Origin of the sequence: Halalkalibacter lacteus (assembly GCF_036663595.1) — a bacterium.
GTDB classification, from domain to species: Bacteria; Bacillota; Bacilli; order Bacillales; family Bacillaceae_D; genus Halalkalibacter; species Halalkalibacter lacteus.
Genome location: NZ_JAWRVL010000088.1, coordinates 1 through 679, shown reverse-complemented (window position 1 = coordinate 679; position 679 = coordinate 1). Strand labels below are relative to the sequence as shown.

Sequence of the window (679 nt, the reverse complement as noted above, 5' to 3'; positions counted from 1 at the left end):
AGGAATTTAAACATATTTTTATAGAACAAAATAAGAAAGGAAAACTACCAAGACAAATCTTTGAAGAACATGGACTTGACATAGGTATTCTTGGAAAGCATCGGTTAGAATCAGCAGCGAAGAGGTGGCGTGCTGCTTATCGAGATCATGGAGTAGCTGGACTAAGTGATTCCCGAATCGGAAAAGCAAGTAGACCTCTCGAGAAAGAGCTATCTTTAGAAAAGAAAAATGCACGTTTAGAAGCTGAACTTAACTTACTAAAAGCGGAGAATGAACTATTAAAAAAAATCAAATTAATGGAAAGGAGGCTGAGAAATCAGTAACCTCAACAGCTAGTCAAAAATACATGTTGATACGTTCTGTTATTGAGAAATACAACTTAAAGAATATGGTGAGCTATTTGTGTAAAGTCTCTGGTGTCTCTCGGTCTGGGTTCTATAATTATTTTTCTTTAAAATCTCAAGAACAAAGAAAACAACACGAACAAAGTGACGAGTCCGTCAAAAAAGTAGTTCTAAAAGCAGTCCATTTTAAAGGGCGTAAAAAAGGAGCTCGTCAAATTAAGATGACATTAGCGCGGCAATTTAACGTTATTTATAACTTAAAGCGCATTCGAAGAATTATGAAGAAATACGGCATTGTCTGTTCTATAAGGAAAGCCAATCCTTATAAAAAAATG

At 35.1% G+C, this 679-nt stretch carries 1 pseudogene; it reads left to right on the top strand.

Features of this window, described 5'->3' with window-relative positions:
- Positions 1–679 (top strand): annotated as a pseudogene (locus SAZ04_RS21595) (IS3 family transposase); the annotation flags it as partial.